This is a genomic window from Streptococcus oralis (genome assembly GCF_003943385.1).
In the GTDB taxonomy this organism is placed as follows: domain Bacteria; phylum Bacillota; class Bacilli; order Lactobacillales; family Streptococcaceae; genus Streptococcus; species Streptococcus oralis_CA.
Genome location: NZ_RJPI01000008.1, coordinates 20,517 through 41,099 on the forward strand (window position 1 = coordinate 20,517; position 20,583 = coordinate 41,099).

22 protein-coding genes and 1 pseudogene are annotated in these 20,583 nt (G+C 41.1%); 11 read left to right on the forward strand and 12 right to left on the reverse strand.

Features of this window, described 5'->3' with window-relative positions:
• Positions 1–759: a hypothetical protein gene (locus D8803_RS06615; protein WP_131200634.1), complete on the reverse strand. Its 759-nt coding sequence runs from the start codon at positions 757–759 to the stop codon at positions 1–3.
• A gap of 413 nt (positions 760–1,172) precedes the next feature.
• Here D8803_RS06615 and D8803_RS06620 point away from each other — a divergent pair, with 413 nt between their 5' ends.
• The 8 genes and pseudogenes from D8803_RS06620 to D8803_RS06655 all read left to right on the forward strand — a co-directional run bounded on the left by D8803_RS06620 (position 1,173) and on the right by D8803_RS06655 (position 7,033).
• A complete protein-coding gene (locus D8803_RS06620) occupies positions 1,173–1,469 on the forward strand; it encodes a hypothetical protein (protein ID WP_131200635.1) in 297 nt (98 codons plus the stop codon).
• 48 nt (positions 1,470–1,517) lie between these two features.
• Complete coding sequence (locus D8803_RS06625) at positions 1,518–1,817, forward strand: hypothetical protein (protein ID WP_131200636.1); 300 nt, start codon at positions 1,518–1,520, stop codon at positions 1,815–1,817.
• Positions 1,817–2,323, forward strand: a complete 507-nt coding sequence (locus D8803_RS06630; protein ID WP_131200637.1) for a hypothetical protein — start codon at positions 1,817–1,819, stop codon at positions 2,321–2,323. Before D8803_RS06625 ends, D8803_RS06630 begins: the two co-directional genes overlap by 1 nt.
• Positions 2,304–3,050 carry a hypothetical protein gene (locus D8803_RS06635; RefSeq protein WP_131200638.1) on the forward strand — a complete coding sequence of 249 codons (747 nt, stop codon included), beginning with the start codon at positions 2,304–2,306 and terminating at the stop codon, positions 3,048–3,050. The genes D8803_RS06630 and D8803_RS06635 overlap by 20 nt, the downstream gene beginning before the upstream one ends.
• 308 nt (positions 3,051–3,358) lie before the next feature.
• Complete coding sequence (locus D8803_RS06640) at positions 3,359–4,609, forward strand: replication initiation factor domain-containing protein (protein ID WP_131200639.1); 1,251 nt, start codon at positions 3,359–3,361, stop codon at positions 4,607–4,609.
• A 78-nt stretch (positions 4,610–4,687) separates the two neighbouring features.
• Positions 4,688–4,948 (forward strand): helix-turn-helix transcriptional regulator, encoded by a 261-nt coding sequence (locus D8803_RS06645; RefSeq protein WP_131200640.1) that lies wholly within the window; start codon positions 4,688–4,690, stop codon positions 4,946–4,948.
• A 97-nt stretch (positions 4,949–5,045) separates the two neighbouring features.
• Positions 5,046–6,311, forward strand: a complete 1,266-nt coding sequence (locus D8803_RS06650) for a tyrosine-type recombinase/integrase (RefSeq protein ID WP_131200641.1) — start codon at positions 5,046–5,048, stop codon at positions 6,309–6,311.
• A gap of 203 nt (positions 6,312–6,514) precedes the next feature.
• Positions 6,515–7,033 (forward strand): annotated as a pseudogene (locus tag D8803_RS06655) (HXXEE domain-containing protein).
• A gap of 132 nt (positions 7,034–7,165) precedes the next feature.
• Here the strand turns inward: D8803_RS06655 and rpsD are convergent.
• The 9 genes from rpsD to D8803_RS06700 all read right to left on the reverse strand — a co-directional run bounded on the left by rpsD (position 7,166) and on the right by D8803_RS06700 (position 17,170).
• Positions 7,166–7,777, reverse strand: coding sequence for a 30S ribosomal protein S4 (gene rpsD / locus D8803_RS06660; RefSeq protein ID WP_000092756.1), 612 nt, complete (start codon positions 7,775–7,777; stop codon positions 7,166–7,168).
• A 193-nt stretch (positions 7,778–7,970) separates the two neighbouring features.
• Positions 7,971–9,023, reverse strand: coding sequence for a sensor histidine kinase (locus tag D8803_RS06665; RefSeq protein WP_131200642.1), 1,053 nt, complete (start codon positions 9,021–9,023; stop codon positions 7,971–7,973).
• Positions 9,020–9,718, reverse strand: coding sequence for a response regulator transcription factor (locus D8803_RS06670; protein WP_131200643.1), 699 nt, complete (start codon positions 9,716–9,718; stop codon positions 9,020–9,022). Before D8803_RS06670 ends, D8803_RS06665 begins: the two co-directional genes overlap by 4 nt.
• A 123-nt stretch (positions 9,719–9,841) precedes the next feature.
• The gene (locus D8803_RS06675; RefSeq protein WP_131200644.1) at positions 9,842–11,989 is read right to left on the reverse strand and encodes an SSURE domain-containing protein; all 2,148 of its coding nucleotides are present in this window, start codon (positions 11,987–11,989) and stop codon (positions 9,842–9,844) included.
• Positions 11,990–12,112: 123 nt separating this feature from the next.
• Positions 12,113–12,778, reverse strand: a complete 666-nt coding sequence (locus D8803_RS06680; protein WP_131200645.1) for a potassium channel family protein — start codon at positions 12,776–12,778, stop codon at positions 12,113–12,115.
• 13 nt (positions 12,779–12,791) lie between these two features.
• Positions 12,792–14,171 (reverse strand): TrkH family potassium uptake protein, encoded by a 1,380-nt coding sequence (locus D8803_RS06685; protein ID WP_131200646.1) that lies wholly within the window; start codon positions 14,169–14,171, stop codon positions 12,792–12,794.
• Positions 14,172–14,204: 33 nt separating this feature from the next.
• Positions 14,205–14,969, reverse strand: coding sequence for a nucleoside phosphorylase (locus D8803_RS06690; RefSeq protein WP_131200647.1), 765 nt, complete (start codon positions 14,967–14,969; stop codon positions 14,205–14,207).
• Between the two features lie 125 nt (positions 14,970–15,094).
• Complete coding sequence (locus tag D8803_RS06695; RefSeq protein WP_131200648.1) at positions 15,095–16,330, reverse strand: carbohydrate-binding domain-containing protein; 1,236 nt, start codon at positions 16,328–16,330, stop codon at positions 15,095–15,097.
• A gap of 276 nt (positions 16,331–16,606) precedes the next feature.
• Positions 16,607–17,170 (reverse strand): sugar O-acetyltransferase, encoded by a 564-nt coding sequence (locus D8803_RS06700; RefSeq protein WP_131200649.1) that lies wholly within the window; start codon positions 17,168–17,170, stop codon positions 16,607–16,609.
• Between the two features lie 176 nt (positions 17,171–17,346).
• Between D8803_RS06700 and D8803_RS06705 the strand changes: the two genes are divergently transcribed.
• From D8803_RS06705 to D8803_RS06715, 3 genes are read left to right on the forward strand one after another with little or no spacing between them, the layout of a single operon-like run.
• Complete coding sequence (locus D8803_RS06705; RefSeq protein ID WP_000468869.1) at positions 17,347–17,655, forward strand: rhodanese-like domain-containing protein; 309 nt, start codon at positions 17,347–17,349, stop codon at positions 17,653–17,655.
• Between the two features lie 20 nt (positions 17,656–17,675).
• Positions 17,676–19,331 carry an FAD-dependent oxidoreductase gene (locus D8803_RS06710; RefSeq protein ID WP_131200650.1) on the forward strand — a complete coding sequence of 552 codons (1,656 nt, stop codon included), beginning with the start codon at positions 17,676–17,678 and terminating at the stop codon, positions 19,329–19,331.
• The gene (locus tag D8803_RS06715; protein WP_125450523.1) at positions 19,321–19,617 is read left to right on the forward strand and encodes a rhodanese-like domain-containing protein; all 297 of its coding nucleotides are present in this window, start codon (positions 19,321–19,323) and stop codon (positions 19,615–19,617) included. The genes D8803_RS06710 and D8803_RS06715 overlap by 11 nt, the downstream gene beginning before the upstream one ends.
• A gap of 43 nt (positions 19,618–19,660) precedes the next feature.
• Here D8803_RS06715 and D8803_RS06720 read toward each other — a convergent pair whose 3' ends face one another.
• Positions 19,661–20,149, reverse strand: a complete 489-nt coding sequence (locus tag D8803_RS06720; protein ID WP_131200651.1) for a prolyl-tRNA synthetase associated domain-containing protein — start codon at positions 20,147–20,149, stop codon at positions 19,661–19,663.
• Positions 20,150–20,280: 131 nt separating this feature from the next.
• On the reverse strand, positions 20,281–20,559 hold the full coding sequence (locus D8803_RS06725; protein WP_131200652.1) for a hypothetical protein: 279 nt from the start codon (positions 20,557–20,559) through the stop codon (positions 20,281–20,283).
• Between the last annotated feature and the right edge of the window lie 24 nt (positions 20,560–20,583).

Genomic DNA, 20,583 nt, shown 5'->3' on the forward strand with positions numbered 1-20,583 from the left:
TTAGTTATCAAATCCATTTCGCTCTCGTACGTCCTTGATAAAGCTCTCGATATTATCCCAATCCTCGTACTCATCAGCAATCCTAAATGTGTCAAGACGATTAGCTACTTGAGAAAATATTTCAATGTTTTCTTCGGATTCAAATATCTTTTCAACAAGAGGAAGATATTCAATAGCTTTCGACAGAGTATCTAATTTGCTAATAATTTCAAATAGATTATCTTGTTCAGAGATACTCTTATAAAAGTGATCAATCCATACAATTAGAGCGTAGTCATTAATTTTAGTTTTCTTATTTGGGAACTCTACACTTTCTAAGCTCGATATTATGGAGTTTTTTAATGATTCCGCTCGTTTATCATCTGATAATACAGCTTTTGCCTTATCTTTTAAATCAAGTTTTTCTAATTTATTAGTGATTATATTAGATACTTCTGTAATATAATCTTCATCTCCCTTCCCTATTGCATCCACAATAGTCTCTGCAAATTTTTCTAATGCAGTAGATTTTTCGTTTATATTATCTTTGCCAAAGGAAGGGAAAATAGCTAAATAATTATTTTTAGAGACTACCTTACCAGACAACAAATTTTCTGCCGTCTTGTCGCTCATGTGAAACTTTTCTACTAGATAAGCAATTTTAGCTTCATAATCTCCACTAATCCCTTGTTCATATTTGAACCCTTGAAATTCTTTCATTTTGTGCATCAAATTAACTGTAACTGCAACAAGCATGCGTTCTTCTTTTTTTTCTTCCATATCAGACATCCTTTACACAAAAAAAGTTTATGTACATATTAGCATTAATGTATTTGAAACGTCAAGATATTGATGCATTTTTATAAAAATTTAGGGTAAAACGTTTTCAAGAAAAATCTTAAAAAAAATTTATTTTTTCTTTGAACTAAATAATCTCGATAGATAATAAATTATATTCCACTGAAAGTGCTATGTAGCAAGCTTTAAACAATGGTTTGAACAAACAAAAAAATCTTAAAAAAACCAAGAAAAATTATTACGTATATTTTAAGTGAATTTAGGTAAAATCTTGTCAGTTTTTATGGGAGAATTAAGATGTGAGGTAGCTATCACACAATACATATCTTCAATAAATTTGAAAAGCCGTGAATTTTTTGATGTATTTAATAAAACGGTTAGAAAAGAGGTAGCCTATGGAAGCTACACAAACAACAATGCAGGGTCGCCTTATTGGCGCATCAGAAGTGAAAGATTTTACTTCTGGTCTCGGTACTGGTCAAACCCAATTAACAATTGGTGTACGAACTTCAGACGGTCGATTTAATCAAACAAATATCAAGGCTGATATAGTTAATGTATCTGATTTTACAACCTTATTTGACGAAAAAGTAGAAATTGTTCTTGAGGGTGTTTCTATCAATGCTTATAACAGTGGAAATCGTGCTGCGCTCTCAGTAAAAGCTAAGTCTGCTTTTATTGAGCTTGCTTAAATTATTAGGGGAGGTCTTCCTCCCTCCCATTTATTGAAGGTTTACTTTATGCTTATTTTAAATAGTTTACATGAAACGATTGATTTAAATTTATCATCATACCTTGATAGAAGTGAAACACCTATCCTTTTCGATAGTCACCCTATAAATCTTCCTAGAGGTAATTTCTACAGCGGTCGTATCAGATTCTGGGTAACCGAGGATTTTTCCGTAGATATAGCAGACTTTGTAGTTAGTCAGGTTTATAAACATATCAAGGAAATACTTGAATTTTCTTATGATATTCATGATTCTTACGTAGATTTTAATTATCGAATGAGGGAGCATGAAAGCAAGGAGGAAAACTAATGATTATTCTGTACTCTATTTCACTACTATTTATCCTATTGTTAGGGATTATGGTTCTTGTCATTTGGGGAATATATCAATTTGATAAAATATTCCTAAACCAACTTTTCTTTAACTACTTAAACAATAAATATTCTCCTCCTAGAGAGTGGTATAAGATAGGTAGTGTCCAACAGAATATTTATTCTCTGTTACCTACGCTAGAACATTTAAAGGTTAAAGAGCAAGTTAAACTTTCTGATAGTGGTGAATATCTAATAATTCAACTCAGTTCCAATATTTCATCAGAACAACAGCTTGAAATTGAGAATATAGTAAAAGGAATTATTGCAAACCACGAAGTTTCTTATACTATTGATTATAGTCAAGTTGAGTTGGTAAACGGAGGGTGGTTTATTTTCTTAAAATTAGAAACCATTGGGGACGCTACCTTTAATCAGAATGCTAGAGCAACAGAACCTAAAATTCAGGAGGAATTTGACCTTGATGAAATCATTGAGCTCTAAAAATCCATTTCTAAAAGCTGGGGGCGGAACGCCAGATATAGATTTCATCCATCTTTTGTTGCTTGGGGGTACTGGTGTTGGAAAATCTACGGCTGTTCTCGCTATCATCAATTATCTATACAATCAAAATCCTGCAAGTGAATTTATTATTTCTGAGATGAAGCAGTCTGATTATTTATTTGCGGAACATTTACACAATGTATATTTAGGGGACAGAGCTATTTTAGCTATAGATGTAGCTTTTAATGAGATTGAGTTAAGAAAAAAGAATAGAGGAAGAGAAAAAACACCCTACTATCTTGTAGTAGAAGAATTAACTTCATTATTTGAATTAGCAGGAAAGTCTAAGAAAGAATATCAGGAGAAAATTAGAGTTATTCTTTATACTGGGAGGGCCTTTAATGTCAAATTATTAGCCGTTTCACAAGATCTGCTTGCTTCTGCACTGGGGGAGGGTTCTGCTCGGAATCAATTTTCTTTAGTAATTGCATTAGGGTCACTGAGGTCATCAGTAACTAAGGGACTTTTTGAACTAAAGGAAGGACAAGAGTTACAAAAAAATTTACCCAAAAGATTTGGCTATCTTCAGCGTTTTGATGATGGTTCTAATGTTATTAAAATTAAGGTTAAACAAGTACCCGATATAAATTTACTGAAGGGACGAGTTCTTGATATATTAGGAAAGTCTGCTGATGTTGCTGAGGCTGTTGACCCTGATTCACTTTAGAGAATCAGACGGTCTTACAGCCTCGCCAGCTTTAGCTGGCTGTTATACGGGGGACATGTAAAGACCCCCGTTCCATTTGACCTTGTTCTAAAGCTTTGTAGATCCCACTTTAGGGTAAAATACCTATTTACCTTAAAACGCTGGTATATCAGCGTTATTCTATAACTTTTTATTTAGGGTGATTACTTCTTGAAACTGTGGGAGAATAAAAGCATAGGAATTTCGTTACATTACAATAAATAGTTAACTAAAACAATATTTGCCGCCCGGTTAACTTTCACTCTTTAGGCGGATAGAAAAAAAATAAAATGATTTGTAAAAATGAAATTGAAAAATATCTTCAAAAAGATAACGACCATAACCCAGTCATTATGACCAGTGTCGATGAAGCTACATTTGTCATCCAACCAACAGAAGATACTGTAGGAGAATATCCTGATAATTGGCATCAAATTGCTTTATCGCTGTCTGAAACAGTAGCAGAAAATCTATCCCTCCCTGTTCTCTTTGGAGATTATATTCCACTGAAAACCCCACCAGCAGGCTATACAGACGGACTTACCTTTCAGAATCTCCCCTATTACTTTGCAATTGCTTGGCATCAAACTAATTTCACTATGGGGATTATCCTAAAAATTTCTGCATCAGCTTTGTCTCACTATAAATCCTCTTATCAAGACTATTATGGTGAAGTAATTGACGTTCACAATATAGCACAACTGCTGTACGCTGAATATTATGACTTGCGCCTTTCTCGTATTGACCTTGCTATTGATTACTTTAATTATCCAATTTCTGTCAATACTCTTTATCAAGGGTTAAAAATAAGAAAATATATTATCACTAATCATAAAGGACGTAAAAATGTTTCTAAGATTAGCGCTCAAGAAGTGGATGGTCAAGCTCAAACTATATATATCGGTAGCAAGAAAAAGAATGTAAATGCTCTGTTGCGGATTTATAACAAGTATCAGGAACAATTAGACAATCAAGGTCGCTATATGCACTTAACTAAGTATTGCAATTCTTGGATCCGTATGGAAGCTTCTTACAAAGGAACTTATAGCAATCAAATACTAGCCTTACTTCTTGATATTGATAGCCCTCAAGATTTGAGCAAGCTCATTGTTAATAAAATGATTGACAAGTATTGTTTTCATGACACCAAGACTGGTCAGTCTTTACCATTCACTAGTGACTTACTTAAAGGATTTGGTAACTTCCCGGAACTTGAATCTTTGAACTCTCGAAACAACGACCTACTCGCAACGATTTCATATTTGATGAAAGGTAGCGGTTTCTACCCTCTTTTGAAGAAAATTGAAGAAGTCTGGGGAACACAAGCCCGGAATCACTTTATCATTAGACTAATTCAAGAGTATGAGACCAACTACACTCCCAACCCAGATGTAGGGATATGGTTAAATAAATTTGGTGAGAAACTTGAGAAACTTAATTTTGAAGATTTTTTTGAAGATGCCTTCCAAATCTTTTACCAAAAAAATAACATCACTCCTAAAGATTCCGCCAAGAAGCAAAAGAGTGATGTTGCAGATTAGAAGAGATAAGGCAGTAGCTTATCCCTACTGCTAGTATCTCATATTTCAATAAATTTTTCCAAAGAAAGTGAGATCTGTATGGCTAGTAATAATTTTGAATTAAAGCAAATTGAACACATGCTTCATAGCATCATTGAATTACTGAAGCACTTAAATAACGAAAAAAGTAAGACGGGCATCTATACGCAAAAAGAACTTCTTTCCCTACTCAGCATTTCTCCCAATACTCTTAAATCGTGGGAAAACAAGGGGCTAAAGCGACTAGAACCACCCATTGAGGGTACTAGAACAGTATATTACAGTATCAGTGATGTCATCGAATTTCTAAGCTGTAACTAGAAGCGAAATATGCTAAAATAAGAGTATCAAAAAAGAAAGTGAGCGATACAATCTATTTTAGCTTTTTTCATTCTTCGATTGATTGAAGAGAGCAACCATGAATACAGAAAAAATTATCCATAAAGGGAAAAGTGTTTTAAAGAGAATAAAGAACAATGGCGAAATTAGTTATTCAGCTAAAAGTATCTACTTAGGACTTGATTCTAAAACTGGAAAACCAGTCAAAACAACCATTACCGCTAAAACCTTACGTTCTTTAGACCGTAAAATTATTCAAGCTAAAATTGACTTTGAGGAAAATGACTCAACAAGGAAAGAAACTTTCAATGTTGCTACCTTCTCAGACTTAGCAGAACTTTGGTTTTCAAATTATGAGACATGGGTTAGTTCAGATAATACACTGAACCGAGTTAGGAACTATCTTGACACCTATATACTACCACGATTCGGAGAGTATCAACCTGAAAAAATTACCTCGTCAGATATACAGACTTGGATCAACCAATTAGCAAAAAAATCTAAAGAATCTGTGGATGCAGGTATAAAGAGAGCTGAAAAGGGTTCAGCTAAAGATTTTGGAGCTATTGCCCATAAATTAAGTGATATTTTTGATTTTGGAATAACACATTTTGAACTCAAATTTAATCCCGCTCAGTCTATCAAAATCCCGCCAAAGCCCAAAAACAACCAAAAACGTATTATGGTCCTTCATGATGAGGATCTATCTACTTGGTTAAGCATCGTTGATAGTCTGCCTAATACTAGGGCTAATCGCCGATTTAAAGTTATTTGCGATAGTTTACTTGCTTCAGGTATGAGAATCAATGAACTATTAGCATTGACTATCTATGACCTTGATTTTGATAATTCCGAAATACTAGTTAGTAAAACACTTGTTTGGAAAAATGCAAAACCAAAATTAGGTTTGAAAGGCGAAGTCGTTTGTAAAAACACACCAAAATCTGATTCAGGTAACAGACGCATAGCTGTTCCGTACCAAATCATTGAGGAGCTTCAAAATTTCTACGATGAGATGAATCTCTATTTCAAGAAAAATAATCTTCCAAAAAGTAAGTTAATCTTTCCTACTATTTATGGTAACTATATGTGCGACAGAAACGAACGTGCAACACTCAAAAAGCGACTGCGTGAAGCTAGTCTGCCAGATTATGGTTTTCACTTATTCCGCCACACTCACGCATCCATGATGTTGAATGCTGGAATGAATTGGAAAGAATTACAAGTTCGGATGGGACACAAATCAATCAAGACTACAATGGACATTTATGCTGAACTTGCTCCTAAGAATCAAACTCAGGCAGTCGATATCTATTTAAACAAAATAGCTGAGCTGACCTCTTAAGTCTGTGGCAACCTTTTTGGCAACCTCTGACAGTTTTATCCAAATCAATAGCTTATAAACATTGATTTAATAGGGTTTATCACAACTAAAATAGATTTTAAGTATTCCTTACAGAAGTTAAGTAAGCATACCTAACTCAAAACGCCTTACTGGGCGTTTTTTGCTTTATTTGCTGGCAGTCTTTAGCTTTTCAGGAGAGATTTATGGCGTTTTATCTTTGGATGTTTCCTCTACTTTTTATCTTTCACGATATGGAAGAAATTATCGGTCTTGTCCCTTGGATCCGTCTCAACGAAACCTTGCTGGCCCAAAAGGCGCCAACTATTCTCAAAATCCACAAAGAAATGGCAACAGAGGGATTTGCCCTCGCTGTTTTTGAGGAATTCATCCTTGTCTTATCCATCACTTTCTTAGCATATGTTACTCAATCTAGAGCGCTCGAATTAGTTTGGTTAGGGGGATTTGTAGCATTTGCGCTTCATCTCTTGCTCCATATCGGACAATCAATCCTTCTTCGCAAGTATATCCCTGCTCTTATTACTTCTATCCTCTGTTTTCCTTTCAGTGCTTATTTGATTACAGACATCGTACATTTGTGACAGGTTTCGACAAGCGAATTTTTCCTAATTTCACTGGTCGGTTCAGGTATTGTCATCATCAATCTCCTCTTTGCTCTCTGGCTTGGGAGAAAGTATTCCACCTGGATTGTTCATTACCATTAACAAAAGTTCCTTGCAATTTCAATTTGCAGGGAATTTTTTTATCCCCCTTCACAGTTAAGAAGTGTTCTATAGTTTTTTAAGAAAAAGCAAAAAGCCCACTGTTGTAGGCTTCTTGCAATATAAAGTCTTATCTTAAAGCATTTTGTTGTAGAATTCAACGACAAGTGCTTCGTTGATTTCTGGGTTGATTTCGTCGCGTTCTGGCAAGCGAGTCAATGAACCTTCCAATTTTTCAGCGTCGAATGATACGAATGCTGGGCGTCCAAGAGTAGCTTCTACTGCTTCAAGGATTGCTGGAACTTTCAATGATTTTTCACGAACTGAGATCACTTGACCTGGAGTTACGCGGTATGATGGGATATCAACGCGTTTTCCGTCAACAAGGATGTGACCGTGGTTTACGAATTGACGAGCTTGACGACGAGTAGTCGCAAGACCAAGACGGTAAACAACGTTATCCAAACGACGTTCCAAAAGAAGCATGAAGTTGAAACCTAGGATTCCACCTTTGATTTTTGTAGCTTGTACGAACAAGTTACGGAATTGTTTTTCACCTACACCGTAAGTGAAACGAAGTTTTTGTTTTTCAGCCAATTGCAAACCGTATTCTGACAATTTAGAACGGTTGTTTGGTCCGTGTTGTCCTGGTACGTAGTTACGACGTGCCAATTCTTTACCTGTACCTGTAAGTGAAAGGCCAAGGCGACGAGCTTGTTTCCAAGATGGTCCTGTATAACGTGACATGTGAATGTCCTCCTGATATAAATAATATTTGGCGGAAATAGTCACTTAGAAAACCCTGATTCGTGCAGATGTCCTTCGCCTAAACAGCCAAGGTTACTTGTCATAAGACACCTGTTGACGAGCTTCATGCTTTCCTGCTGATATTTCACACAAAATTCATTTTACCATGAATAGCTGGATTTGTAAAGGGGGTTTAAGCTTTATTTTCACTGCCAGAGAGATTGAGAACCAGGGTAAAGGTGCTTCCTAGGCCGTACTGGCTGCTGACTGTGATTTCCCCACCCAATTGATGAGCCAATTCACGCGCAATCGCAAGCCCTAAGCCATGACCACCTGTTTTCATGTTACGCGAAGTTTCGACACGATAGAGGCGTTTGAAAATATTCTCCAAATCCTCTGGGGCAATGCCCTGTCCCTCATCGGTCACACTGATTGAAAGCTGGTTCTTCTCCAGCTTAGCTACCACCTCCAGCTTGGTTCCTGGAGCAGAGTATTTAAAAGCATTATTGACCAGATTCACCAAGATACGAGAAAGCTTGGCATAATCTCCCTCAATCCGAGCAGACTCTGGGATTACCTGCAAGTGAACATCTCGCTCCTCCTGCTCAATCAAGAATTGAAATTCACTCATGCACTCAATCAAGAGCTGGTCCAGAAAAATACTGTCTTTGCTGGTAGTTTCAACCTGATTCCTAGCTGTATTTAGAGTCAAAAAATTCAACTCCTCAACCAGTTTATTGAGTCTTTCCGTCTGGCGCCCAATAGTTGCTAGATAATGGGCTTGTTCTCCTTCCTTGATAACCCCATCCAGAATCCCTTCTACCGTCGCTTGGATTGAAGTGATGGGGGTCTTGATATCATGCGATAGCTGGGCAATCATCAAACCCTTTTCTCGTTCGCTTTCTTCCAAGGAATCAAAGGTCGCCTGCAAATCATGGGACATTTCATTGAAAGCTTGGCCTAATTGCTGAAATTCTACAGGACCTTGAACCTCCAGATTTGATGAAAAATCCTTGTCCGCTACCTGCTTAGCATGTTCCTTGAGTTTGCCCAATGAAGTAAAGACCGGCGATAGGAGAAAGAGACTAATCCCAGCACCGACAAAACTAGCCATGAGAGTCATCCCCACTAGGAAATAAATCTCTCTTTCTTCAATTAACATTCGCTGGATGGCCCAAAAAACCACGATAATCGTTAGAAGTGTTGAAATGACATACCCCACTAAAATATAACTTTTTAATTTCATTGACTACCTCGTGCTTTCTCAATTTTGTAACCCAAGCCCCAAACAGTTTTGATGGTGGGTGTTTCTGCACTAGCATGTTTAGCCAACTCCTGTCGCAGAGCATGAATATGAACATTCAAGGTATTGGTATCATCCACGTAGTCTTCTTGCCAAACCTTTTCATAGAGGTCTGTTTTAGAGAAAACTCGCTCTGGATTGCTGGCTAAAAGCCATAGAAGTTCGAAGGATTTGACTGTCAAATCAAGCGCCACATCTCCGACTTGGACCTCATGACTAGCGTGATTCATCCGTAAATCTCCGAGACTGATGACTTCTGTCTCACCTCCACGATGAAGGCGACGCAAGATATTGTGGACGCGTAAAACCAGCTCGCGAGGGCTAAAGGGCTTAGCAATAAAGTCATCTGCCCCCAAGCTCAGGCCATAAATCTTGTCCTGCTCACTGGTCTTAGCCGTGATAAAGAGAAAAGGCTGATCCGGAGATTGATACTGGACCTCACTAATCAAATCATAACCATCCATCCGAGGCATCATGATATCTGTAATAATCAAATCAATCGGTTTTCGCTTGAAGATTTCTAAGGCCTCTACTCCATCATGGGCGACCAAAACCTGATACCCTGCCTGAACCAGATAACGTTGATGAATATCTGTGATTTCCACCTCGTCGTCAACGAGTAAAATTGTCTTTCCCATCTGTCTCTCCTTTGAAAAAAACAGTGCTATACCACAATAGTATAACACTATTTTAATCTCTTTACGAACATTCTAAACGATATCTGAATTTTTCAAATCCTAGATAGAAAGTCTGTAGCTAGACTAGTCATTTTCCTCTTTTTTAGCTTTCAAACCGAGTCCACATAGCAGGCCGACCAAAGCTAGTCCAAAGAATCCAATAGTAGCCATTGAGGTTTGGGCTTCACCAGTATATGGAAGCATGTCTTTTTGGTCTTTCATTTGATCAGCCATCATTGGACTTGACACTTTGTTAGTAGATGCCATCTTACCTTCATCAGGCATTTTGCTTGAGGTTGCCTCGACTTGATCTTGTTTCATACTTGGAGTTGCCATTGGCTGGCTAGCATTCATGGTTTTGTCCTGCTCTTTGTTAGGCATCATCTTATCCTGACTAGCAGCCGGCACTTTAGATTTCATCTCATTGAGGGACTTATATCCATTCAAGTTTACTGTCAAATCCTTAGTCGCTACCAGATTAGTTAAGTCAGGCTTGCCATCTTTCGCACCGTACACCTTGATGGTAGCTTTATAGCTTTGCGTACCGTTTTGTTTTAAGAGGTCAAGCAAGGCTTTATCTGATTTGCCTTGGGTACCTGCCAAATCTACTTCATAGAAATAAAGGCCTTTGCCCAATTTCTCTACTGGTGAAAGGGCCGGATTTTTGGCTGAACCATTGTCTGACCATGGAGCCTTGTCTGAAGCCTTCAAAATAAGGCGAGTCAACATACCATCTCCACCAAAAGCTTCGTATGGGATTACTTGGTTGACACCAGCTGTAAATGGTCCTGGGAAGTTAGCTTTATCCAAATAAGTAGCTGGAACATCTACTGTGTCTTTGGTGTTGCCAGCCACACCTTTTTGGACTTCAGCTGGAGTGGTCAATCCATTCAAGTTCACTGTCAATTCTTTAGTCGCTACGAGATTGCTCAAATCGGCCTTGCCATCTTTCGCACCGTACACTTTGATGGTAGCTTTATAGCTTTGAGTGCCGTTTTGTTTTAAGAGGTCAAGTAGCTCTTTATCAGATTTTCCTTGGGTGCCTGCCAAATTCACTTCATAGAAATAGAGGCCTTTGCCCAATTTCTCTACTGGTGGAAGGGCTGGATTTTTGGCTGAACCATTGTCTGACCATGGGGCCTTATCTGAGGCCTTCAAGATAAGGCGAGTCAACATACCATCTCCACCAAAAGCTTCATAAGGAATAACTTGGTTGACACCTGCTGTGAATGGACCTGGGAAGTTGGCTTTATCCAAATAAGTGGCTGGAACATCTACTGTGTCTTTAGTATTGTCGGCCACACCTTTTTGGACTTCAGCTGGAGTGGTCAATCCATTCAAGTTCACTGTCAATTCTTTAGTCGCTACCAGATTAGTTAAGTCAGGCTTGCCATCTTTCGCACCGTAAACTTTGATGGTAGCTTTATAGCTTTGCGTACCGTTTTGTTTTAAGAGGTCAAGCAGCTCTTTGTCAGATTTGCCTTGGGTGCCTGCCAAATTCACTTCATAGAAATAAAGGCCTTTGCCCAATTTCTCTACTGGTGGAAGAGCCGGATTTTTAGCTGAACCATTGTCTGACCATGGAGCCTTGTCTGAGGCCTTCAAGATAAGGCGAGTCAACATACCGTCACCGGCGAAGAATTCGTATGGAATAACTTGGTTGACACCAGCTGTAAATGGTCCTGGGAAATTGGCTTTGTCAAGGTAGCCAGCTGGAACATCTACTGTATCTTTAGTATTGTCGGCCACGCCTTTTTGTACTTCAGCTGGAGTGGTTGCTGGTTGCACTTCACTTGCTTCACGATCTTGTCCTAAAACTGTAGGAGCAGGATTTGTCGCAGGTTTAATCGCATCTTCTGTTTGTTTCTTAGATTCTGGTTTTGCTTGCACTTCTTCTTTTGGTGCTACTACTTGGTCTTTATCAGATACATCCGCTTTTTCTGGAGAGCTTGCAGTATCCAAACTTGCTTTAGGTGTTGAGTCTGCCTGTTCTGAAGGAAGAGCTACATCAACTGCTTTCTTGAGAACCTCTGCTGGTAAGTCGCTCTTTTCACTCACCGAAGCAGCGTCTGGCACGACTTGGGCAGGGGTTGGATTTACCACATCGGCACGTACAGAACTTGGCTGACCAACTAGGACAAAGAAGCCACTGGCCACAACAACTGAGGCAACACCGACACTAAGACGGCGAATAGACCAACGAGTATATCTTTGATTTGGATTGAATTTCATAGGATTCTCCTTAGAGTTTTTCTTTATTTGATGACTCTAGTATAATCTCCTAAAATTAAAAAGGATTAAGAAAAAGTTAAAATTTTTCTTAAATCCCTCTTATAAAATACTTATATTAATTTTTTACGAGTTTAATTTCGTCAAATTGTCCAAATACTGATTATTAATGACCGCCATGATGTAGGTATCTGCCTGCAAGAGGTCATTGGGCCCGAATTGGACATCCAGAGGAGCATTTTCGTAGGCACGAAAACCTAGTACGTTGAGGTTGTATCGCCCACGTAAATCTAACTGACTGAGGCTTTTACCAGTCCATGATTGGGGGATTTTCATCTCGACAATCGAAACATTCTTGTCTAGTTGAAAGACATCCACGCTGTTATGAAAAAGGATTGTCTGCGCCAAAGAGCGCCCCATTTCAAACTCTGGTGAGATGACTGCGTCCGCACCGATTTTTTCTAGCACTTTTTTAGCTGTATGGCTTTTGACCTTGGCAATGACGGTCGGCACTCCTAGACTCTTGCAGTGCATAACCGCGAGAACACTGGACTCTAGATTTTCACCCGTTGCAACGACTACGGTATCACAGGTGTCAATTCCAGCTGATAGAAGGAGTTCTTCATCCGTGATATCTCCAACAACACCACGCGCCAGCACGGGTTCAAATTGATTAATGCGCTCCTCGTGGTCATCAATAGCAATGATATTCATATTTTGCTTGGCAAGAGCAGCCAAAACACTACTCCCAAAAATTCCCAATCCTAAAATTCCAATTGTCCGATCTGACATCGTTTATCCTTTCTTATCCAATGGTGATATCTGCTTTCATATAGTGAATCAAATCTTTCTTATCTGGCTGGTATTCCGCTACACTGACCAGTAGTGTCAAGGGACCAATACGGCCAATAAACATCAGCAACATAACGATGCTGAGGGCTATCTTGCCTAGCTCTGGTGTTAAATTTGCCGTCACCCCAACTGTCGCAAGGGCTGAAATGGTCTCAAACATGAGGTAAATAAAGCGCGGATTTCCCTCTGCTGTTATCCCTAGCAGGATCAAGCCCAGCAAGAAAGTTAGCAAGAAGATAATAAAGACACTGAAAGATTTTTGCACGGTTCGGGGTTCAATGGTCCTCCGAGCCACATTGGCATGAGGCAAGCCCAATAGTTCGCTACGAGCAAAGACCAACAGGACAAAGAAGGTCGTAATCTTGAGCCCCCCTGCTGTCCCCCCAGGTGCCCCTCCCAGAAACATCTGTAAGATATAGATGAACAAGGTCACCGGTCGAGCCTGGGTGTAGTCAATGGAAGCAAAGCCTGCCGTTCTCATGCTGACGGTCTGGAAGAAACTAACCAGCAGTTTCTCTGGAGCGCTGAGATTTCCAATCGTCCCTGGATTATTCCACTCGATTAACAAAGTCGATACAGTTCCAAAGAGCAGAATTCCCGCCGTTAAAAAGAGAACCAACTTGGTATGGAAACGAAGGCGACGTTTTTTCTTCTTCCCAATCTGGGTCGCTAGGTCAAACCAGACCATAAATCCTAGACCACCCGTGATAATCAAACCCGCAATCACTAGATTGATCAAGGGGTCCGTTTGAAAAGCTACCAAACTCGTACTTCCAAAATTATCAAATCCAGCATTACAGAAAGCTGAAACAGCCAAAAAGATAGAGGTTAACATCCCTCGTCCCCATCCAAATTCAGGAATGAAGCGGAAACTCAGGAGAAAGGCACCGAGCCCTTCCACCAGAAAAGTCGTCAGAAAGATCGAGCGAATAAAGTCCTTTAAGGACTGGGTTTCTCCATAACTGAAACTTTCTTGAATGGTCTCACGGCCACGAAGACTGAGCTTTTGCTTGCCTTGGATATAAAAGATTCCGATAAAGGTCATGAGCCCCAAACCACCAATCTGGATCAAGAGCATACAGATCAACTGGCCCCACATATTGTAAGTCGAGGCCACTGGCTGGGTGAAGAGCCCTGTCACACAGACCATGGAAACCGTCGTGAAAAGATGGTCAAAATAGGTCGCTTGTGACGTTGCTGCTTGCACAAAGGGAAGGCTTAAAAGGAGCGAGCCCAAGAAGATAACCAGGGCAAAACTTAAAAAGATGCGACGGGCTGGTGATAACCGAGACAGCGTCGTCTTGATTTTTTCCAAAAAAGATTTGAATAACATAGCTACATTCTACCATAAAAACAGTCAGAACACTCACATGTGGTGCACAATGGCAAGACAGAGTTCGAGTGCCTTATCAAAAGCTTCTGAGCCCCAGTCACGACTGTCGTAGTTGTCCAGATCCGCTAATGAATCTGCGGTAAAGAGCAACTCTCCCCAGACACCCCCACGTAGCTGAGCCACTGCCGCAAGAGCCGAGCACTCCATCTCCACAACAGCGCAGCCTTCTTCCTTACGATAGGCAACCTTTTCAGCCGTCTCTCGGTAAAAACTATCTGTCGTCCAGGTCATGACTTCCTCATAAGGAATACCTCTTTGTTCCAAGACTTGCTCAATAGCAGAGACAGCCTCAATCTGCATCTCCATATAACGAGAAGGCGCTACATAGTGGTAGCTGGTTCCCTCATCTCGCAGGGCGCGAACAGGGACGAGAAAGGCATTTTCCTCTATATCGGCTAGGACGCCACAGGTACCAGTAGAGATGATTTGCTCCACACCATAGCCAATCAACCAATCCATAAACTGGGCCGCTGGGGCAGAACCAACAGGCGCTTGGGCCAGACAAATCTCCTCACCCTTATAGTTGATGACATATACTGGATACGTTTTGGTGGCCGAAACGAACTCACCAATACAGTCCGCTCCTACTTCCTGGGCATAGCGGTCGATCTCCTCCTCCAAAAACGCATAGATACACTTCTTTGGCAACTTTAAGTCCAATCCCTCATGTGTTGGCATAAGGACCGCCTGGGGATTGTCATCAAACTCCAAAATGGGAATCGCATGTTTCTGAATCATAATCCACCTCCTGTAATTTTGTACTATTGTATCAAAAGCTGACGGAGTGTCAAGGAGTTGTCTTTACATTTCCTCTAGTAACAACACAAAAGCCTCCCTTCTCTTTCGAGAAAGGAGATTCTTTTTTATCCTTGTCCGCCAGGGGCTGGACCTCCGCCTTGAGGGCCTCCATTTGGTCCACCGCCTCCAGGCATAGAATTGACGATTTCCGTTTGTTTTTCACCGTTTAGGTAGATATCTCCACCTGTGTAGGTCGCTGTTCCATCAAAGTCAAAACCTGTTTGACCGATCATTTTAATGGTTCCGCCTGTGACTGTGATATTGCCGTTTGAGTCGATTGGGTCTGTGTCCCCTTGACCGACTTCTACTGTCAGGTTCCCACCGTTCATAGTGAAGAAAATTTCACTCTGTTGGGCGTTTTTATTAGCTGCATTGACTCCATCATCTGTCGAATAGATGCTAATGTCCCCACCGTTGATAGTGATGGATTTGCCTTCTATCCCTTCTGTTGAATTCTTGACGGTATAGGTACCACTATCGATAACCAAATCACCTGATGCGTGGATGCCATCATCTCCTGCTGTAACGGTGATATTGTTGTTGGATAGGTACATGGTTCCGACTGAAGTATCCTCATCATTGTCCACCTTGACTCCATCTTCTTTGGCATCGATAGTCATGGTCGTTCCAGTGATGTTGAGTTCATCATTGACATTAAAGGCATCGCCAACTGCTGTGATGTTATAGGTTCCACCCGTGATGTGGAGGGTGTCGTTAGCTTTGATACCATTGTTTTTCTTGCCATCTACATTGAGAGTTCCTTTCCCGTTGATGGTCAAATCTACCTTAGAAAAGAGAGCTGCGTCTGCTTTTTCGTCGCTGTTAGAGCTTGAGTCAGAGAGACTGTTGGTGGTTCCTTCTGCCAGAGTCAGGTAGACATGACCAGCTGATGTCGCAGAAATTACTGCATTGGTATTGGTCATGGTCGCACCTTTTAGGACTAGGTGAACATCTGCCGACTTATCTGCCTCGACCTTGATCTGCACTCCGTCAGACTGACCTGAAATCACATAGGTTCCAGATTTTGTGATGGTCACTGTTGAGCCAGAGACTGTCATGCCATCTCCAGAGACGTTTGCTGATGAGCCAGATAGCTCAATCTTAGAAGCTGTGCTTTCATCATAAGAAGTATCATAGTCCTTCTCTGTAAAATAGGATGATTGGTTTGCCTTTATTGAAGTTGTTGTTGCACTATTTGTCGTTGCATTGGTATTGGATGTAGCTGTTGACTGGGAACATGCTGCCATCAACACCATTGCCGTTAAACTCGTTGCGAGTAGGGTCCATTTTTTTGATTTCATACCTTTTTCCTCTCCTTCGTATGATATAGCTAGACAGTCTACAGAAGATTCCTGAAACGAAACTAAAACTTTTCTGAAAGCTTCCTTAAATTTAGTTTCGCTTAGTATTCTTTTGAAAGGGCTACCAGAAACAATTTGGGAATGCTAAAATGCATTTAATATTTTTTAAACCAACATTCCCCAGTGCGATGTCACTCTAACCCAAAAAGCCAAAAAGAAGAAAAATCTATAAGACTAAGATAAAGATTATAAAAAGAACAGCCCAAGCTGTTCTTTTTAGTTTTCTTTTACTGGGATTTCCTTGATAACACGCGCAGGATTGCCAGCTAGGACAACATTGTCTCCGAAGGACTTGGTAATCACGGCCCCTGCTCCCGCCACTACGTTATTGCCCAGTGTCACTCCAGGAAGGACAATGACGCCACCTCCAGCCCAGAAATTGTCACCGATGGTGATGGGCTTGCCGTATTCGACCCCTGAATTGCGTTCATGCGGATCCAGTGGATGGAGTGGGGTTAAAAACTGACAGTTGGGGCCAAGCATAGCGTTGTCTCCGATGCGAATCGGACAAACATCCAGCATGGTCAAGTTCCAATTAGAATAAAAATTTTCCCCTAGATGGATGTTGACCCCATAATCGACCACCAGGCGTGGATTGACATAGAGATTTTGCCCAGTTGAACCAAACCAAGTCTTGATAATCTCCGCACCTTTTAAGGGATCTAGCTCCTGATTGAAATCAGCCTGCTTCTGACGTGCTGTCTGAGCCAAGGCCCGTAATTCTGGATCCGACGGACGGTAAGGCTCCCCTGCTATCATTTTCTGGTATTCGCTGGTCATCTCATCACCTCATACTTACTTTGGACCCATCATATCAAAAAGACTGTGAAAGGTCAAGAATAGCCTGCTTTCTAAACTCTCGAAATCAAGCCCTCTCCCAAGTCAAAACAACTTGCTTGACAAAAGCTTGACTTCATGGTTTAATATACCCCATAAGGGTATATTTGGAGGTGCCTATGTTTCACTTATTATTTACAAAAATTGACAGTATTTCTACCAGCGAGTTAGAAGCTAAACTCAAGGAACCGATTCAGCTACTAGATGTTCGGACGCCTATGGAATTCCGTAGAGGTCATATCAAAAATGCCAAAAATGTTCCTTTAACGGAAATTGGTTCTTACACACCAGCGACAAAAGAAACACTCTATGTCATTTGTCATTCTGGTGTACGAAGCAAACTAGCTGCGAAAAAGCTTAAGAAAAAAGGCTACGATGTCATCAATGTCCGAGGCGGTATGAGCGCTTGGACAGGTAAGGTCATCTAGAAGTATAAAGGAGAAAGTCAATGAAAATTATCATTGTCGGGGGAGTTGCAGGCGGTATGTCAGCAGCAACCCGTCTCAGACGTCTCATGGAAGACGCTGAGATCACTATTTTTGAGAAAGGTCCCTTTGTTTCCTTTGCAAACTGCGGGCTTCCTTACTATGTTTCAGGAGAAATTGCAAACCGTGAGAGTTTATTGGTCCAAACTCCTGAAAGTCTCAAGGCACGCTTTAATCTCGATGTGCGACCATTTCACGAGGTTATCCAGATTTCGCCAGAAGAACACACTGTGACGGTGCGGCATGATGGGCAGGAATTCACAGAAAGCTACGACAAGCTGATTCTCTCTCCAGGAGCTAAACCATTTGTTCCTGCTATTGAAGGGCTAGCAGAGGCTAAGAATGCCTACACGCTTCGCAATGTTCCTGATCTCGATGAGATTATGGCAGCCTTGGACAATCATCCAAAAGAAGCTGTCGTTATCGGTGCAGGCTTTATCGGGCTTGAAATGGCTGAAAACCTGGCGAAACGGGGATTGCAAGTCACCATCGTGGAGAAAGCCCCCCATGTCTTGCCACCATTAGATCAGGAAATGGCGGCCTTTGTCCAAGCAGAATTGGTCAAAAACGGCGTTCGCGTTATCACTTCTCAGTCTGCGACTCGATTTGAAGAGCAAGGAAAAACCATCGTTCTCGAAAACGGTCAAAAGATTGCTTCTGACCTCACCATCCTTTCTGTAGGTGTTGAACCTGAAAACAGGCTGGCCAAAGCTGCGGGGATTGAACTGGGACTACGTGGCGGTATCTTGGTCGACGAACACTACGAAACCAGTCAAAAAGATATTTTTGCAGTTGGAGATGCCATCGTCGTCAAGCAAGAGATTACTGGCCAAGATGCCCTCATCTCTCTCGCTTCTCCTGCTAATCGTCAAGGACGACAAGTAGCGGACGTCATCGCAGGACTCGGTCGTACCAACAAGGGCAGTATCGGCACTGCTATCGTTCGTGCCTTTGATATGACAGCTGCTTCGACTGGTCTCAGCGAACGTAGTCTTAGCATGAATCAACTTCCTTACAAGGCCCTTCATGTCAGTGGGAAAGACCATGCTGGTTATTATCCAGGCGCTACTGATATGACCTTGAAGCTCCTCTTTGACCCAACCACTGGAAAAATCTACGGTGCCCAAGGAGTCGGGAAGAAAGGTGTTGACAAGCGAATCGATATCCTGGCAACTGCTATCAAGGGAAATCTCACCGTCTTTGACTTACCAGAGTTAGAGTTTACCTATGCGCCACCATTTGGCTCTGCCAAGGATCCCGTCAATATGCTGGGTTACGCAGCCTTGAACCTTATCGAAGGTCTCAGCGACAACGTTCAATGGTACCAGCTCGAAGACGAACTAGCTAAAGGAAAGAAATTCCTAGACGTACGGACCAGTGGCGAATTCCAAAGTGGTCGACTCAAAGTCGACACCATCCACATCCCCCTAAACGAACTACGGGAACGCTTGGACGAACTGGACAAGAACCAAGCCTACATCGTTAGCTGCCACAGTGGTTTGCGCAGCTATATCGCAGAGCGTATCCTCAAACAAGCAGGATTTACCGTCCAAAACCTTGACGGCGCTTATTCACTATACAAAATGGCTAACCCAGAAGGAGTAGAATATGGTAACTAATATCAGCATGGCTGACTTTTATGAAAAATATCAACATGAAAATCTAGATCTTATCGATGTCCGTGAAGTGCATGAATTCCAAGCAGGACATGCACCAGGTGCCAAAAATCTTCCGTTAAGTACCTTGGAGCAAGGCTACAAAGAACTCAAACCTGCCCATGAATACCATGTCATCTGTCAAGGTGGAGTGCGTTCTGCCTCTGCCTGTCAATTTCTCAGCGCCCAAGGCCTCACCGTTATCAACGTAGAAGGTGGTATGAATGCTTGGCCCGGTCAAGTAGAATAATCAAAAAACCGATTAAGATGAACTTAGTCGGTTTCTTTAATATTTATAACTCGATGATATGAGCCTCATAGCCAATGGCTTCTAGGAATTTGAGTATATCTTTCGTATCCAAAAAGAGGGTTTTCTCGTTGGTATTGGGGTGAAAACTCATCCGTTTTTCAGACATGATTTCTTTGTCGAAATAAACCTGAATGTCCTTGTCAGTATTGTTCAGCAAGCCAAATGGAGATACTGCACCTGCTGGTAACATCATTTTTTCAAACAAGCTCTCAGAGGAAGCCATACGGATTCTATTGACTCCTACCAAGTCTTTCAAGAGGTCCATATCCAAACGTTTCTTATCATCCATAATCACGAGATAATAGGCTGTTTTCTTTTTGTTGGTGAGAAACATAGTTTTTGTACGGACACCTTCGATCCCTTCAATAAAGCTATCGGCTTGCTCTGTTGTCAAGGCTGGCTCGTGCTCCACGATTTCAAAAGGAATATCTAGCCCATTTAGCATCTCTACTACTTTTTCGTATGCTTCCATTTGCTGGCCTCCTTTAACTTGTCTTACTACCTTTAATTATACCACAAAATGGGTTTTCTTCCAATTTATATCCAAGCATCTCTAGGTTTCTTTCATTTTCATACAAGTTATCTTAGACGGGACCCCAACTGTTAGGATGGGCATGATTTCCAGCCAGCAAGCCCATCTTTTCTTTCCACCGCGTAGCCATAAGGTATATCCGCAACTTGTCCGATGGATGCGTCTAGTTTAAATGCTTCAGCTAGGAAAATGAGGCGTGCATCCTCTCCAGTGTGGTCTTCTGAACACAAAAATTGCCACATGCCATCCTCTTCATCGTGGGAGATAAAGGTGATCGGATTTTTCCCAGCCAAGACATGGTGACAAACTATACAGGCTGTATTGGGGGCATCCTTAAATGCAAAAGTCATCTTGAACTTCCTCCTTGAAATACA